Below are 1,094 nucleotides of genomic sequence, written 5' to 3' on the forward strand. Positions count from 1 at the left end.
GCAGTTCAACCTGCAGCCGGTATTTCTCCAGCTCGTACTCTTCGCGGGACATCCGTTGCTCGTAGGGGTAGTCTTCCCGCCACGTCTGGACGGCCGAGCCGCCGGGGTGAATCAGTTCCGGATCTTCGCCTTGCCCCCCGCGCACCGTGTACCCCATCTCCACCAGGTGGTCGATGGCCTCACGCAGGTTTTCCCGGAGCCAGCCCTGGTCCTCGGGTGTCCATGTCCTGTCCGCCGGCGTCATCCCGGCCCCCTTCCGGCCCCCTCGAACCAGCTGCCGGCCTTCCAGATGCCGGCGGTGTTCGATGCTCAACTGCGTTCATAGAATGCGACCAGCCTAAGCCGACAAGTGGAGCTCACGATAGGGACGGGCTGGGGGATACTTTCCGCCACCTGACCCGCCGGCAGGGACTACCTACCCTTGCGTGCCGGTCGGGCCGGGTCGATGGTTCGCTTCAGAAGAGCGTGATGCCGGTGAGTTCGGCCAGTTTGTCGGTGAGATTGTCCTGGAAATCAGCGTCGGTGACCTCCGGGGCCGGTTTCCGCGGCCGGCGGTGGTGCCAGTACATTCCGGAGACCTGGGCGACCGGGTCAGGGCTGACGGCGAGCCAGCCCTGGGGTCACCGGAGTTGCTGAGCACGTTGGTCCACTGCCGGGCGACGGCAGCGGAGAGCGCGGAAACGTAGAGCTTGCTCTCGGAGTAGGCGGCGCTGGCGTCCCAGCGCCGTCGGGTCCAATCGATGTCCTGAAGGTTTCCGCCGGCCGCGCGGTGCATCCCGCTGCTGAGGTAGATCAGGCGGTGCGGCCGCTCGATCAGCGCGGTGAGAATGTAAGGGGCCAGAACGTTGATGGCCAGGGTGCGGGAGTGTCCCTCCGGGGTCGCGACGCGCCCCGGCGAGAGGTAGACGCCCGCGTTGTGGATGACGGCGTCCATCCGCCCGTGAGCGTTCACCTGCGCGGCCAGTTCCCGGGTTTCGGAGGCCCTGCTGAGGTCACCGATCACGATGCCGATGGCAAGCGGCGCGAGTTCTTCGAGGGTGGCGGCGCGTTCCCTGGAGCGGGCGTGCAGCAGGACCTCGTCGCCGCCGTTCAGG

The 1,094-nt window shown here is 67.2% G+C and carries 1 protein-coding gene and 1 pseudogene; both read right to left on the reverse strand.

The genetic code is table 11. The features are described from left to right. A pseudogene (locus LQV45_RS34890) lies at nucleotides 1-244 on the reverse strand (polyphosphate kinase 2); the annotation flags it as partial. Between the two features lie 171 nt (nucleotides 245-415). Continuing rightward, nucleotides 416-1,094: SDR family NAD(P)-dependent oxidoreductase (locus LQV45_RS34895; RefSeq protein ID WP_230012544.1), on the reverse strand; the 679-nt coding region annotated here is incomplete at its 5' end.

This window comes from Microbacterium sp. Bi128, assembly GCF_918698205.1.